Origin of the sequence: Microbacterium sp. 2216-1, from assembly GCF_046507855.1 — a bacterium.
Taxonomy (GTDB): Bacteria; Actinomycetota; Actinomycetes; order Actinomycetales; family Microbacteriaceae; genus Microbacterium; species Microbacterium esteraromaticum_C.
On record NZ_JBKFTM010000006.1, the window covers coordinates 44,249 to 57,742 of the forward strand.

Annotated in this window: 16 protein-coding genes; 12 read left to right on the forward strand and 4 right to left on the reverse strand. The window is 68.7% G+C overall.

The features are described 5' to 3' along the window. Window positions 1–38: 38 nt before the first annotated feature. From ACLD0U_RS14090 to ACLD0U_RS14125, 8 genes are read left to right on the forward strand one after another with little or no spacing between them, the layout of a single operon-like run. Window positions 39–1,094, forward strand: a complete 1,056-nt coding sequence (locus tag ACLD0U_RS14090; RefSeq protein WP_206821250.1) for an extracellular solute-binding protein — start codon at window positions 39–41, stop codon at window positions 1,092–1,094. Between the two features lie 47 nt (window positions 1,095–1,141). Continuing rightward, entirely contained in the window at window positions 1,142–2,206 is a 1,065-nt protein-coding gene (locus ACLD0U_RS14095; RefSeq protein ID WP_206821251.1) for an ABC transporter ATP-binding protein, read from the forward strand. After that, the gene (locus ACLD0U_RS14100) at window positions 2,203–3,969 is read left to right on the forward strand and encodes an ABC transporter permease (protein ID WP_410340991.1); all 1,767 of its coding nucleotides are present in this window, start codon (window positions 2,203–2,205) and stop codon (window positions 3,967–3,969) included. The genes ACLD0U_RS14095 and ACLD0U_RS14100 overlap by 4 nt, the downstream gene beginning before the upstream one ends. After that, window positions 3,966–4,886, forward strand: coding sequence for a glycerophosphodiester phosphodiesterase family protein (locus ACLD0U_RS14105; RefSeq protein ID WP_410340992.1), 921 nt, complete (start codon window positions 3,966–3,968; stop codon window positions 4,884–4,886). Before ACLD0U_RS14100 ends, ACLD0U_RS14105 begins: the two co-directional genes overlap by 4 nt. After that, window positions 4,883–5,935, forward strand: a complete 1,053-nt coding sequence (locus ACLD0U_RS14110) for a LacI family DNA-binding transcriptional regulator (protein ID WP_410340993.1) — start codon at window positions 4,883–4,885, stop codon at window positions 5,933–5,935. The genes ACLD0U_RS14105 and ACLD0U_RS14110 overlap by 4 nt, the downstream gene beginning before the upstream one ends. Before the next feature lie 32 nt (window positions 5,936–5,967). After that, window positions 5,968–7,053 carry a M4 family metallopeptidase gene (locus ACLD0U_RS14115; protein WP_410340994.1) on the forward strand — a complete coding sequence of 362 codons (1,086 nt, stop codon included), beginning with the start codon at window positions 5,968–5,970 and terminating at the stop codon, window positions 7,051–7,053. Then, window positions 7,031–7,393, forward strand: a complete 363-nt coding sequence (locus ACLD0U_RS14120) for a protealysin inhibitor emfourin (RefSeq protein WP_206822701.1) — start codon at window positions 7,031–7,033, stop codon at window positions 7,391–7,393. The genes ACLD0U_RS14115 and ACLD0U_RS14120 overlap by 23 nt, the downstream gene beginning before the upstream one ends. Before the next feature lie 47 nt (window positions 7,394–7,440). Continuing rightward, complete coding sequence (locus tag ACLD0U_RS14125) at window positions 7,441–7,674, forward strand: hypothetical protein (RefSeq protein ID WP_410340995.1); 234 nt, start codon at window positions 7,441–7,443, stop codon at window positions 7,672–7,674. Between the two features lie 10 nt (window positions 7,675–7,684). Here the strand turns inward: ACLD0U_RS14125 and ACLD0U_RS14130 are convergent, their stop codons facing one another. Genes ACLD0U_RS14130 through ACLD0U_RS14140 form a run of 3 tightly spaced genes read right to left on the reverse strand, consistent with a single transcriptional unit; the run spans window position 7,685 to window position 11,012 of the window. Continuing rightward, complete coding sequence (locus ACLD0U_RS14130) at window positions 7,685–9,079, reverse strand: hypothetical protein (protein WP_410340996.1); 1,395 nt, start codon at window positions 9,077–9,079, stop codon at window positions 7,685–7,687. After that, window positions 9,076–10,158 carry an NAD-dependent epimerase/dehydratase family protein gene (locus ACLD0U_RS14135; RefSeq protein ID WP_410340997.1) on the reverse strand — a complete coding sequence of 361 codons (1,083 nt, stop codon included), beginning with the start codon at window positions 10,156–10,158 and terminating at the stop codon, window positions 9,076–9,078. Before ACLD0U_RS14135 ends, ACLD0U_RS14130 begins: the two co-directional genes overlap by 4 nt. Then, complete coding sequence (locus ACLD0U_RS14140; protein WP_410340998.1) at window positions 10,155–11,012, reverse strand: MTAP family purine nucleoside phosphorylase; 858 nt, start codon at window positions 11,010–11,012, stop codon at window positions 10,155–10,157. The genes ACLD0U_RS14135 and ACLD0U_RS14140 overlap by 4 nt, the downstream gene beginning before the upstream one ends. A gap of 141 nt (window positions 11,013–11,153) precedes the next feature. Between ACLD0U_RS14140 and ACLD0U_RS14145 the strand changes: the two genes are divergently transcribed. The 4 genes from ACLD0U_RS14145 (at window position 11,154) to ACLD0U_RS14160 (ending at window position 13,174) form a co-directional block, all read left to right on the forward strand. Further along, window positions 11,154–11,762, forward strand: a complete 609-nt coding sequence (locus ACLD0U_RS14145; protein WP_410340999.1) for a hypothetical protein — start codon at window positions 11,154–11,156, stop codon at window positions 11,760–11,762. Beyond that, window positions 11,752–12,357, forward strand: a complete 606-nt coding sequence (locus tag ACLD0U_RS14150) for a molybdopterin-dependent oxidoreductase (RefSeq protein WP_410341000.1) — start codon at window positions 11,752–11,754, stop codon at window positions 12,355–12,357. The genes ACLD0U_RS14145 and ACLD0U_RS14150 overlap by 11 nt, the downstream gene beginning before the upstream one ends. After that, the gene (locus tag ACLD0U_RS14155) at window positions 12,357–12,587 is read left to right on the forward strand and encodes a hypothetical protein (RefSeq protein ID WP_410341001.1); all 231 of its coding nucleotides are present in this window, start codon (window positions 12,357–12,359) and stop codon (window positions 12,585–12,587) included. The genes ACLD0U_RS14150 and ACLD0U_RS14155 overlap by 1 nt, the downstream gene beginning before the upstream one ends. 116 nt (window positions 12,588–12,703) lie before the next feature. Then, on the forward strand, window positions 12,704–13,174 hold the full coding sequence (locus ACLD0U_RS14160) for an N-acetyltransferase family protein (RefSeq protein ID WP_410341002.1): 471 nt from the start codon (window positions 12,704–12,706) through the stop codon (window positions 13,172–13,174). Here ACLD0U_RS14160 and ACLD0U_RS14165 read toward each other — a convergent pair. Beyond that, on the reverse strand, window positions 13,112–13,396 hold the full coding sequence (locus ACLD0U_RS14165) for an HIT family protein (protein WP_410341003.1): 285 nt from the start codon (window positions 13,394–13,396) through the stop codon (window positions 13,112–13,114). The genes ACLD0U_RS14160 and ACLD0U_RS14165 overlap by 63 nt on opposite strands. Window positions 13,397–13,494 lie beyond the last annotated feature (98 nt).

Below are 13,494 nucleotides of genomic sequence, written 5' to 3' on the forward strand. Positions count from 1 at the left end.
TGCGCATACATTTCGCCGTGCCCCTCAGATAGGACCCCATGAACCTGCATCGTCTCCTGCCCGCTACCGCAGGCATCGCCGCAACCGGCCTGCTGCTCACCGGCTGCGCCGGCGCAACCGCCGAGACCCCCGCCGCCGACGCCGGTGCGATCGTCGTCTACTCGAACTCGGTCTCCGACGGTCGCGGCGAGTGGCTCATCGAGCAGGCCGCCGAGGCCGGCTTCGAGGTCGAGTACGTCGACGCCGGCGGCGGCGCCATCACCGAGCGCATCATCGCCGAGTCCGCCAATCCGATCGCCGACGTCGTCTTCGGCCCCAACAACGTCAACTTCGAGAGCATGAAGGCCGCCGGCGCCCTCGAGGCGTACACGCCCGCCTGGGCCGACAAGGTCGACGCGATCGACCCCGACGGCACCTACCACTCGATCGTCGAGGAACCGATCATGGTCGTCTACAACACGGCCGCCTTCCCCAACGGCGCGGGTGCACCGACCGACTGGACCGATCTCTTCGAGGACGAGCAGTACCACGGTCGCTACGAGACCCAGACCTCGCTCAGCGGCGGCACCACACAGCTCGTCATCACCAGCCTGCTCAGTCGGTACCGCGATGACAGCGGCGAACTCGGTATCAGCGACGAGGGCTGGGCCGCCATCGACGCCTTCTTCGCCAACGGCTCGCCCGCCGTCGAGGGCACCGACCTCTACGCCCGCATGTCGGCCGGCGACGTCGACCTGGGGCAGATGTGGCTGGCCGGCAAGGCCTCCCGCGAGGTCGAGTACGGCATCGAGACCGAGGCCATCCGCCCTGCCGGTGGCGTGCCGATCGTCAACCAGGGCATCGGCCTGGTCAAGGGCAGCGACAACAACGATCAGGCGCAGGAGTTCATCGACTGGTTCGGCAGCGCCGAGGTGCAAGCCGCCTGGTCGCAGGAGTTCTTCACTGCACCGACCAACGCCGATGCCCTCGCCAACGCCGACCAGGACGCCGTCGAGATGACCGGCTCGTTCACCCCGCAGGACATCGACTGGGCCTTCGTCTCGGAGAACCTGCCGGCCTGGATCGAAGAGATCGAGCTCAACCACCTGGGCTGAACGGCCCGAAACGACGAGTCGGACCTCCGGCTGGATTGGCGAACCCCATGATCACCTTCTCTGACGTCACCGTGACGTTCTCAGAGTTCACCGCCCTGCCGGAGTTCTCGCTGACGGTTCAGGAGGGTGAGTTCTTCACCCTCCTGGGCCCCTCAGGGTGCGGCAAGACCACCGCACTGCGCACGCTTGCGGGGCTGACCGCGCCCTCGTCAGGCACCATCACCATCGACGGCGCAGACGTGACCCGGCTGCGCAGTGACCAGCGCCACCTGGGCATGGTTTTTCAGAACTACGCCCTGTTCCCCTCGATGTCCGTCGAGGAGAACATCGGATTCGGGCTCAAGACGCAGCGGGTCAAGGCGGCCGAGGTCGCCGAACGCGTGCGGCGGATCGCCGCCGAGGTCGATCTGCGACCTGAGCAGTTGACCAAGAACGTCTCCGAGCTCTCGGGTGGCCAACAGCAGCGCGTCGCCATCGCCCGGTCGCTGATCCTGCGACCGAAGATCCTGCTACTCGACGAGCCGCTGTCGAACCTCGACGCCAAGCTGAGACATCAGCTGCGTCAGCAGCTCAAAGACCTACAGCAGCACTTCGGCATCACGACGGTCTACGTCACACACGACCAGGACGAAGCCCTGGCGATGTCTGACCGCATCGCCGTGATGAACGGTGGGCGCATCGAACAGATCGGCACGCCCGAGGAGGTGTACGCACGCTCGGCATCCGAGTTCGTCTGCACCTTCATCGGCGAGGCGAACCGGCTCACTCCGGCGATGGTCGCCCACCTGCGTGCCACAGCGCACCGCGACGTCGCGCTCGACGCCGATGCAGCGACGTACCTGCGTCTGGAGAAATCGACGCTGCTCGACCCCGACCAGGCGAGCCCTCTGCCGGCGGTCGATGGAACGGTCGTTGGCCGCGTTTACCACGGCACCGACTCCACCTACACGGTCGACTGCGGCGACCTGGGGCGCCTTCGTGCGATCGTGCGGGAGGACGGCGCGACCTCGTACGACGTGGGGCGCCGTGTGCGCGTGGGGGTTCCCACCGAACACCTGCTGCAGTACCCGACATCGACTCCTCCGGTTCGCGAGACGGCGGCGGTCGCATGAACGGCGCGCTGCGCATGCTGCGCAACCCGCTGTGGCTGATCGTCACGATCGTGTTGATCTGGGGCATCAGCACGTTTCTCGTCCTTCCCAACGTGACCTTACTGGGGCAGGTCTTCTCCGACGGTCAGGGCGGTGTCAGCCTGCGCGCCGTAGAGCGCCTGCTCGGCTCAGAACGCGCGATGCGTTCGCTGTGGAACAGCATGCTGCTGGCCACGATCCTCTCGGCCACGGTGAACGCCGTCGGGATCTTCCTGGTGCTCGTGACCCGCCTGTATGCCGTGCGCGGTGCCCGTCTGCTGTGGCTCGGCTACGCCAGCACGCTGGTCTGCGGCGGTATCGTGCTGGTCTTCGGCTACAAACAGGTGTACGGGCCCACCGGCGCGGTCACCCGCGCAGTGCTGGGAGTGTTTCCCGACATCGACCCGAACTGGTTCTCGGGCATGTTCGCCGTGGTGCTCGTGATGACGTTCGCCTCCACCGGCAACCACCTGCTGTTCCTCTCGGCAGCGCTTGCGAAGGTCGACGCCCAGACCCTCGAAGCGGCCCGCATGATGGGGGCCGGCGACCTGCACATCCTGCGTCGGATCATCCTGCCCCAACTGAAACCGATGATCTTCGCCATCACGATCCTCACGTTCCTCGGCGGCCTCGGGGCGTTGGCCGCCCCTCAGGTGCTCGGCGGGCGCGACTTCCAGACGATCACCCCGATGATCCTCGCCTTCGCTACCACCTCGACCTCCCGCGACCTGGCCGCCACACTGGCGATCCTGCTCGGCATCGTCACCGTCGTGCTGCTGGCTGCCCTGAACCGGCTCGAGCGCGGGGGCGTGTACTTCTCGGTGTCGAAGGCTCCCACCCCACTGACGAAGCAGCGCATCCGCAACCCGTTCGCGAACGCCATCGTGCACGTGCTCGCCTACGCGCTGTTCGTCATCTATGTGCTGCCGCCCGCTCTGGTGGTGCTGTACTCGTTCACCGATGTGCAGGCGATCAACGCGGGCGTGATCACGCCCGCAAGCTTCACTCTCGACAACTACGTCGCCGTGTTCTCGACGCAGAAGGGGCTGCAGCCGTTCCTGATCAGCGTCGCGTACGGCCTGGTGGCGTCGGTGACCGTGATTGTGCTCATGCTGTTCACCGCGCGCATGGTGCAACGCAATCGCAACGTCGTCACGCGGGCGCTCGAGTACCTGCTGCACATCCCCTGGTTCCTGCCCTCGACATTGATCGCGTTGGGCCTGCTGGTCACCTTCAACGTGCCCCAGCCCCCGGTGCTCGGCACCGTGCTCACCGGCACGTTCTGGATTCTGGCGATCGCGTACATCATCGGCAAGATCCCGTTCACCTTCCGACTGCTCAAGGCCGCGTTCTCGGGCGTACCCGACCATCTCGAAGAGGCCGCCTCGATGCTCGGCGCGAGTCAGCTGCACACGTTTCGGCGGGTGTTGCTGCCTCTGGTGGCTCCCACGGCGGCGGCCATCACCGCTCTGAACTTCACGAGCCTGCTCGACGACTACGACTCCGCCATCTTCTTGTCGCACCCGCTGCTGCAGCCCCTCGGCGTGGTGATCAAGAACGCCACCAGCTCAGAGACCATCAGCGACAGCACGGCACTGATCTACGTGTACACCGTGCTGATCATGGCGATCTCCACGCTCGTGCTGTGGCTGGTGTACGGGCGTGCGCCGCGGCGCCGCCGCGCGCCGGTATCCGCTCCCGCCCCCACCCCCTCCTCCGTCGACGACCGAAAGCCCGCACTGTGACCCGCACTCCCCCGCCGCCGCCTGCCCCGTCCCGCGTCCACGAGGCCGAGTTCGGCCATCCCCGGCATCGCCGGGTCAACGCCTACCTGAACGCCCGCCTGCAGATGCGCGGCACGCTCATTGCCGTGCATCGCGGCACCGCGCTCGGGATGGTCGTCGAGAACACGGCAGCGGCGGTGACAGCGGCGGCCCGTTGTGGGGGCGACCTGGTCGAGATCGACGTTGTCGAGTCGACTGACGGCGACTTCTTCGCCTACCACGACGGGTACGAACGGCAGCACTTCGGCATCGAGCGCAACCTGCAGACGCTATCGACCGCAGAGATCGAGCGACTCGCGTACCCTCATCGCAGCGTGGCGCCTCTTGCGCGGGTCGAACGGCTCGAGACGATCCTGCAGCAGATGCCCGACATCGCTCTGAACATCGACCGATCCTGGCGGTACTGGCCACGCCTGCTGACCTTCCTCGACCGGTTCGACCTCGCCGACCGGCTGCTGATGAAGGTCGATGCCCGTGACGAGCGGGCGATCTCCGCCGCTCGCAGCCACGCGGTCAAGTACCCGCTGCTGCCGATCGCGACGACCGTTCTCGAGGCAGAGCGCCTGCTCGATGACGCCGAGCTGAATGTGATCGGCATCGAGACCGTCACCGCCGATCGGCAGCATCCGTTCTGCTCTCCGGATTGGGCGGCGCATCTGCACGAACGCGGTACCTTCTCGTATGTGAACGCACTCGATCTGGGCAACGGCAACGATCTGCTGGGCGGGTGGGACGACACCATGGCTGTGTTGCAGGGACCGGATGCCGGGTGGGGGCCGCTCGTCGACCTCGGCGCCGATGTGATTCAGACCGACTGGCCGACGCTGCTGCACGACTACCTGGTGCAGCGCGGTGCACGAACCGGGGCGATCACGTGAACGACGAACGTCGCCGCCCTCGCGCCTGGCCCCGGGTGACGATGAAGGATGTGGCGCGCGAGGCGAACGTGTCGGATGCCACGGTGTCACGCGTTCTCGATGGCGCATCCACCGTGTCCGCCGAGGCCCGCTCGGCGGTGATGGAGGCCGTGCGGCGCACCGGGTACATCCGCAACGGCGCGGCCAGCCAGCTCGCGGGCAGCCGCTCGGACGTGCTCGGTTTGCTGATCCGCGACGTCGCCAACCCCTACTACGGCCTGATGCACTCCGAGCTGCAGCGCGGTGTCGCTGATCGGGGCCTGCGCCTGCTCACGGTCTCGCCGACGTTCACGCAGGACTTTCATGAGGAGGTGATCGGCCTCGACCACCTGCTCGAGCAGCGGGTGCGCGGGCTGCTGATCGCCACGGGAACGCTGCCGCTCGAACGCGCTGCAGCGTTCGCGGCGTTCGTGCCGATGGTCGTGCTCGGGCGCCCGACCGACCTCGGCGATGTGCATTCGATCGCCTACGACGAGCGCGCCAACGGGTACCTCGCCGCCGATGAGGTGATCGCGCGCGGGCACCGCGACGTGGCCGTTGTCGCGACGGCGAGCGAGGCGTCGTTCGTCGAGAACGCACGGTCCGAAGCGATGATCGAGCGGCTCGGCGCCGGCGGTGCCCGGCCGGTGCCGGTGCCGCGCGATGCGCAGACGCCCATGAGCGCGGTGATCGCCGGGATCGTGGCATTGACCCGTGAGAAACGCGTGACCGCCGCGATGTTCCCCTCGGATGGCAGCCTGCTGGCGTTCCTCGAAGCTGTGCAGCACTCCGACCTGCGGGTTCCGGACGACCTGTCGGTGACAGGGGTCGACGGTGTTCTGCCCGGGATCTCGCTGCTGGGTTTGAGCACCGTGCGCCTGCCGGTGGAGGGTATCAGCGCACGCGGCGTCGAGGTGATGGCCGCCCAGCTGGATGGCACCGGCGACGACGACCCGGTGCGCGAGGTACTGCCGGCGACCTTTCTCGCCGGGCGCACTCTGGTGCCGGTTGACAGACGCGCCGCTCGCTGACAACGTCGGCGACCAGGCGTATCGTCGGGCGCATGGACAGCATCCGGCCGTATTCGACACAGGGCATCGTGCCGGGGTACCTGCTGGCCCGTCTGGCGGCGTCGGGGCGCTATTCGCACGCCGCGCGGGCGGCCAGGCAGACGCTGATCGCGGGGCGTCCGCCGTACCACTCCACGCTCGAGCTGTCGATCGACGCCTCGGGGGCGCTGGTCGCCGAGGTGACGGCCGCCCCCACCCGCACGATCTTCGACGCGCAGAACACCGAACGACTGCCGGGTGTGCGGGTGCGCGGCGAAGACGACCCACCCGTCTCCGACGAAACGGTGAATGAGGCGTTCGATGGGCTCGGGGCGACGTTCGTTCTGCTGCTTGACGCGTTCGGGCGCGACTCACTCGACGGGGCTGGGGCGGCGCTGAACGCGACGGTGCACTACGGCGTCGACTACGACAACGCGTTCTGGGACGGTTCGCGCATGGTGTTCGGCGACGGTGACGGTGAGGTGTTCGGCGGGTTCACCCGCTCGGTGTCGGTGATCGCGCATGAGCTCGGCCACGGAGTGATCCAGAGCAGCGCCGGTCTGATCTATCAGGGGCAGCCGGGCGCGCTGAACGAATCGATCGCCGACGTGCTCGGGGCGCTCACCGAGCAGCATCTTCAGGGGCAGACCGCTCACGAGGCGAGTTGGTTGGTCGGTGAAGGCATCTTCACCGATGCCGTGCAGGGCCGCGCGCTGCGCGACATGCTCCACCCGGGCACGGCGTACGACGATGACGAGCTGGGGCGTGATCCGCAGCCGGCGCACATGGGCGACTATGTTCACACGGCCGAAGACAACGGCGGTGTGCACATCAACTCGGGCATCCCGAATCGTGCGTTCGCGCTGGCGGCGCGCACGCTCGGCGGGTACGCGTGGGAGGGCGCGGGTCAGGTCTGGTACCGCACGCTGACGGGCGACCTGCCGGCCGACGCCGACTTCGTGCAGTTCGCCGAGCGCACACTGATCGAAGCCTCAACCGTCGGCGACGACGTCGAGAGGGCAGTGCGTGAGGCCTGGGTCGCGGTGGGAGTGCTCGACGCGCAGAGAGGAGCAGCGGATGCCCGCCGAGACCCCCTCTGACGGCGAGCCGGAGCACCTCGTGATCGCCGTGGTGCGCACTGGCGGGATCGCCGGGTTGCGGCGACGCTGGCGGGCCGAGCCCCCACCGGCGCAGACCCCGCAGTGGAAGACGCTGGTCGAACGGTGCCCGTGGAACGACGACGCCGAGAACCCACCCGGCGATGATATGCCGGGCGCCGACCGCTACGTCTGGACCATCCATGTGCGGGTCAACGCCTCAGAGCGCGACGAGCAGCTCGAACAGGTCGTACCCGACTCCCACCTGCGCGGCCCGTGGCGCGACCTCGTCGACGCCGTGCGTGATGCGGATGCCGGCAGAGGTGTGGATGCCCGCGGCTGACGCCGTTCTGTGACCCACGCGGCACAGGTGCGCGCGACAATGGTCAGATGGGCATGTTCACGCAGAAGCCGCAGGAACCGAGCGCATGGGCCGCGCTGCCCGGTGAACCGCTGGAGCCGAACGACACCACCGAACGTCTCGACGAGGCCCCGCCCGTCGATCTGCTCGGCATCGACCTCGGCACCACACACGTGACGGTTCCGATCACCGTGACGCCGACGGCTGACGAGGCCGGCGGAGCAGCATCCGATTCGGCGGCATCCGGCGACCCCACCGACTGAAGCACCGCGGTCACCACCCCGTCTGCAGCAGCGACTGCACGACGATCGCGAACACCACCTGCACGGCCAGCGCCACCCGGCGCACCTTCGGTGAGAACAGCGACAGCCCCAGCAGCGCCCAGGGCACGAACGGCAACCAGATGCGTTCGACCTCGGCGCGGCTCATGCCCGAGACGTCGGCCAGCGCGACCATCAGCCAGCCTGCGAGGGTGAGCAGCAGCACGGTTCGCACGCCACTCGGATGCTCGTCGCGGGGCGTGCGGAAGCCGCGCGCGGCGGTACCCACCGCGCCGGCCAGGGAGGCACCGACCATGGGTCCGGCGCTGATGGCGAAGGCCGCGAGGTTGCCCCACAACCAGTAGGCGGCCGGCCGATTTGATGCCACGCCGTCCCAGTAGCGCTGGTGCAGCACCGGAAATGCGTCCCACCAGGCGAACCCGGCGACGGCGAATGCCAGCACGACAGCCAGCGCGGTTGCGGCCGCGACCGGCAGTGGCCACCAGCTGCGACCGGCGATCAGCACGGCGACCGCGAGCACGCCCAGCAGGGGCAGCCCGTACGAGAGCATCACGCAGTATCCCAGCAGCAGGCCGGCCAGCACCGCCCAGAGCATCGTCTTGCCGACCCGTCGGTGGCGCCCGGCGCGCGTCGCCCGCGCGAGTGCCCAGATGCCCCATGCGGCAACGGCCGCGAACATGCCATCGCCCGAGACAGCGATCCAGATCGCCGCCGGGCCGATGGCCAGCAGCGGTGCTGCCCGGCGCGCATGGGTCTCGGCGCCGAGTGTGCGCATCGTGTCGAGGACGGCGATCGGGATGGTGGCGCCGATCACGGTGACGACGAATCCCGCGGCGAGCGCGCTGCCCAGCCCGAGCTGGACCAGCAGGTAGAAGAACAGCAGGGCGCCGGGCGGGTGGCCGGCGATGTGCACCGGCCAGTTGTCGGGATGTGCGAACGGGATGCGTGAGACGTACTCGCGCAGCGTGGCGGTGAAGTCGGTGACCTCGCGCGCCGTGCCCAGGTACTCGTAGCGGTGATCGAGGATCGTGCCGATGCCATCGAGGCCGTCGATGAGCGCAAGCGAGAGCAACCAGGCCAGAGCGGCGGCGAACACCACGGGCAGCAGGCCGCCCCAGCGCAGGGTTCGGGCGACCCGGTCGCCGTAGGCGATCACCAGCACTCCGACGGCGATCGCGGCGGGCAGGCCGGGTCCGACGCGCGGTGCCCATTCGGCGTGCAGGGGTGGGAACCAGCGCACGTGCACGTTCCACCCGGTGACCGCGGGCACGGCGATCGCAGCGGCGATCAGCACGAACGCGGCGACGGCGCCCCAGAGCGCGAGCCGCCCGCTCGGCTCTGCGGTGTGCGGCGCGACCGACCCGGCAGCAGTCCTCTGCGCGGTCACCCCCGCACCGCCGCGGGACGGAGCGGTGCGGTGGCGAACGCCCGCACGCCCGCGTCGAACGGCACCTGGGGCCGCCAGTCGAGCTCGGCGCGGATGCGGGCGGATGAGGCGGTGATGTGCCGCACATCGCCCATGCGGAACTCGCAGGTGACCTGCGGAGCGGGGGCACCCAGCGCATCGCAGAGCACCTGCGCGAACTCGCCGATCGTGTGCACGTCGCCGCTGCCGACGTTGAAGGCCCGACTGGTGCCGGCGGCCTGCTCGTCGGTCCAGCGCGCGGCGGCCAGGTTGGCTGAGGCGACATCACTGACGTGCACGAAATCACGGCGCTGGCGGCCGTCTTCGAACACTCGGGGTGTCTGTCCGCGTTCGAGCGCCGTGCGGAACAGCGCCGCGACCCCGGCGTACGGCGTGCCCTGCGGCATGTGCGGCCCGTACACGTTGTGGTACCGCAGCATCGCGGCCCGGCCGCCGGTCGAGCGCGCCCAGTCGCGGGCAAGCAGCTCTTGTTCGAGTTTGGTCGCGGCGTACACATTGCGCGGGTCGCATGGCCGGTCTTCGTCGATGAGCTCGGGCTGCAATGGCCGGCCAGACGCTGAGCGCGGCTCGAACAGGCCGCGCTCAAGATCTGCCCGTGCGCGCGGGGGTGCGCTGACGAGCCGATCGCCGTCGCGGTAGAGCCCTTCGCCGTAGACGACCATCGAAGAGGCCAGTACGAGCCGGTCGATACGGGCATCACGCATCGCGGTCAGCAGCACAGCCGTAGCGAGCGAGTTCGAGGCGACGTAGTCGGGGGCGTCGGCGATGTCGACGCCCAGTCCGACTTTGGCCGCCTGGTGGCAGACCAGGTCGACGTCGCGCAGGGCGGCATCCAGCACGTCGCGGTCACGCACATCGCCGATGATCGTCTCGACATTCGAAGGCGTCTCGGCCGTGGCATCCGCTGTGCTGCCGTGCACGTCAGCGCGCAGCGAGTCGAGCACGCGCACCTGCCACCCCGCGGCGAGCGCCTGCCCGACGATGGCGCCGCCGATGAAGCCGGCGCCGCCGGTGACCAGCATCCGCCCGATGGTGCTCATGGTGACCCCGCCCCCACCTGCCGTTCCAGAATGGCGCTCGTCGCTTCGGGTGGCAAAGCGAGGCTGGGCGGGCCGCCGAGCGGCAGGGCCGGGATGATCATGCGCACCGCGGCGATGAGCCGCGGGGTGGCCGCGGCCATGACGGCGAAGACGCGTTCGGCGGTCGCTGAGGTGTCGTCGTCGCCCATCCCGGCGTCGGTGTCGGTGTCGGTGACGACGGCGATGTTGAGGTGCTCCAGGCCAAGTTCGGCGGCGAGCGCGGCCTCGGGCAGCTGGGTCATGTTGACCAGGTCGGCTCCCATCGCGCGGTGCCAGTCGGCTTCGGCGCGGGTCGCGAAGCGGGGGCCTTGAATGACCACGCTGACGCCCGCAGGGTGCACGCGCTCGTCCATGCCGACCAGTACGGCGTGCGCGTGACGCCGCAGTCGGCGGCTGTACGGCTCAGCGAAGGGCAGGTGCTGCACCCCGCCGGTGCTGTCGTCGCCGTCGAAGTACGTATCGGCGCGGCCATGCGTGCGGTCGATGAGTTGGTCGGTGAGCACCAGATCGCCGGGGCGCAGGGTCGCGGTGAGGCCGCCGACGGCGTTGGTCGACAGCAGGGTCTTCGCGCCGAGCGCCGCGAGCGCCCACAAGTGCGCACGGCTGTTCAGCCGGTGCGGCGGCACGCGGTGGCCGACCCCGTGGCGGGCGACGAACGCGACGCGGCGTCCGGCGAGGTCGCCGACGGTGATGCCGGGGACGGGACCGTACGGGGTCGCGACGGGCGGGAGGGCACGGGAATCGTCCAGCGGGATCTCGGCGAGGCCGGATCCGCCCACGACGGCGATGTCGACGGGTGTGTGCGCGGGGTGCATGTGTCCAGCATGGGTCGGGGTGGCGCGTCGCGGTACCCCTGTTCCTTACAGCGCGGTGACAGCGCCCGCGAGGGGTGACTGTCACGGTCTCGTAAGCGGATGCCCGATGCCACCCGGATCGCACCGGCGCACACTGTCGTCATGGATGCCCCCCACGCGGCAGACTCCGGCGCGACTATCTCGGTCGTCGACCGGGTGTCTGGCATGCTGCAGCGGCGATCGCAGCAGGTGCAGCAGCTGTTGCGTTCGCCGGTGCGTGACACGCGCATGGCGGTGGTGATCGGACGGATGCTGGCGCTGGCGCTGGTGGTGTGCTTCACCACCGGGGTGTACAGCCATCTGCTGCAGAGCCCGTTGCCGTGGCTGCCGTTGCCGACACGGCCGATCGGTCTGTACGCATGGACGCAGGGCATCCATGTCGTCTCGGGCAGCATGCTGTTGCCTCTGCTGTTGGCGAAGCTGTGGACGGTGTACCCGCGACTGTTCCGGTGGCCGCCGGTGCGCGGCGCGGCCGATCTGGTCGAGCGGGCATCGATTGCCGTGCTCGTGGCGACCGCGCTGGTGGTGCCGGTGACCGGTGTGCTCAACGCGCTCGAGTGGTATCCGTGGACGTTCTCTTTTCGGCGCACGCATTTCGCGTTGTCGTGGATGCTGATGGGCGCGCTGCTGGTGCACATCGGCGTGCAGCTGCCGGCGATCCGACGGCATTGGCGGCGCGATGCGGGCGAGGAGGCCGACGATGACCGATGAGCATGTCTCACGTCGCCGGTTCTTGACGGGGGTGGCGGCGGGTTCGGCAGCCATGGGCGCGTTGGCGCTGACACACAGCGTGTTGCCGTGGGGGCCGTTCAGCCTCGCCGATGAGCGGCGCCGGCTGGATGCACCGCAGCGGGTGCCGGTGAACCGCACGGCTGCGCAGGCCGGAGCGGTCGCGCTGGCATCCGATCCCGACTGGAGACTCACACTGCGCAACGGGGCGCGTACGGCCGTGCTGTCGGCGCAGGAGCTGGCGGGGCTGCCGCAGCGCACCGAGACGCTGCCGATCGCGTGCGTCGAGGGGTGGACTGCGGTGGCCGACTGGTCGGGGGTGCGGTTGGCTGAGCTGATGATGCTGGTCGGGGCGGGACCCGGCGATGACCTGCGCCTGCGCAGTCTTCAGCAGCGCGGAGCGTTCTCGGTGACGACGATGCCTGCCGTGTACGCGCAGGATCCGCTCACTCTGATCGCCCTGCGCCTCAACGGCGAGCGCCTCTCGCTCGATCACGGCTACCCGGCACGTGTGATCGCGCCCGGGCGGCCGGGAGTGCTGCAGACCAAGTGGTTGCACACGATCGAGGTGCTCTGATGGGTGCCGCGCGGATGCTGCTGTGGGCGGTGGGGGCCGCCGGCATCGCCTACGGCGCGTGGCTGCTGGTGACCACGCAGAACCTGCAACAGTTGCTCGGTGTCGCCATCTGGTTGGTCGCGGCGGTCGTCGTGCACGACGCCCTGCTCGTGCCGCTGCTCACCGCAGCGCATCGTGGCGTCGACGCGGTGCGCGACGCCACGCGCCGGCACCGCGCGCGAGGGCAGTAGCGCGGGCATGAGCGCAGGCATGAGCGGGCGGTGTCGGATGCTGGCGCGAAGGCTGCCGAAAACGGTGCCGAGGGTCTTTCGGCGGGCGCTGGTTTCGGCAGGGGGTTAACGTATGGATGACTGGCTATGGTGTCGGAGTAAGTGGAATCGCCGCAACCGTCGAAGTGCTGTCGTCCGTCACTGACGCCGACGCAAAGGACGTCGCTCATCTGCTCGCCCAACTTTCAACGACGGCTACGGTTGACCGGCCTCGTCGGGAAGCGATCGTCACTCACGACGAGACGGAGCTGCTTGTCGTACGCGATCACGAGAGGATCGTTGGTGCCGCAACCCTCGTGACCTTCCCCCTGCCGACAGGACTTCGCGGTCACGTAGACGACGTCGTCGTAGACGACGAAATGCGAGGGAAGGGCATCGCCCGAGCTCTGTTGATTCGGATGACCGAACTCGCCACTGAACGCGGGATCCGAACCCTCGACCTCACATCACGGCCGTCGCGCGAGCCGGCACAGCGACTGTATGAGTCAGTGGGCTTCGTGCGACGCGAAACCAACGTGTTTCGCTTCACACCGCCCGTGCCCTTCTGAGCCTTCAAACGAAGACGGCATGCCTAGAGCTTCACGCAACCTCGTCGCGTACGGTTCTCGATCATCTGGTGTAACCCAACTGGACTGATCATGGCGCCGATAGAGATCGTCGGAGTCATACCGAGGAAACACATGTACGTGTAGGTGCCAGACGTCTTGATCTCCCGCGGGCTCGTTGTGTTGCCGGATCGAAGTACCCTCGCACCCGTATGCAGATCGAATACCTACCGCAACGCGCTGCGTTAGCTGTACTTCCCCGTGAGGTTGTGTACACGGGCTGATGGGGTTTGGCCGCTGATGCCGGTGTGGGGTCTGTGGTG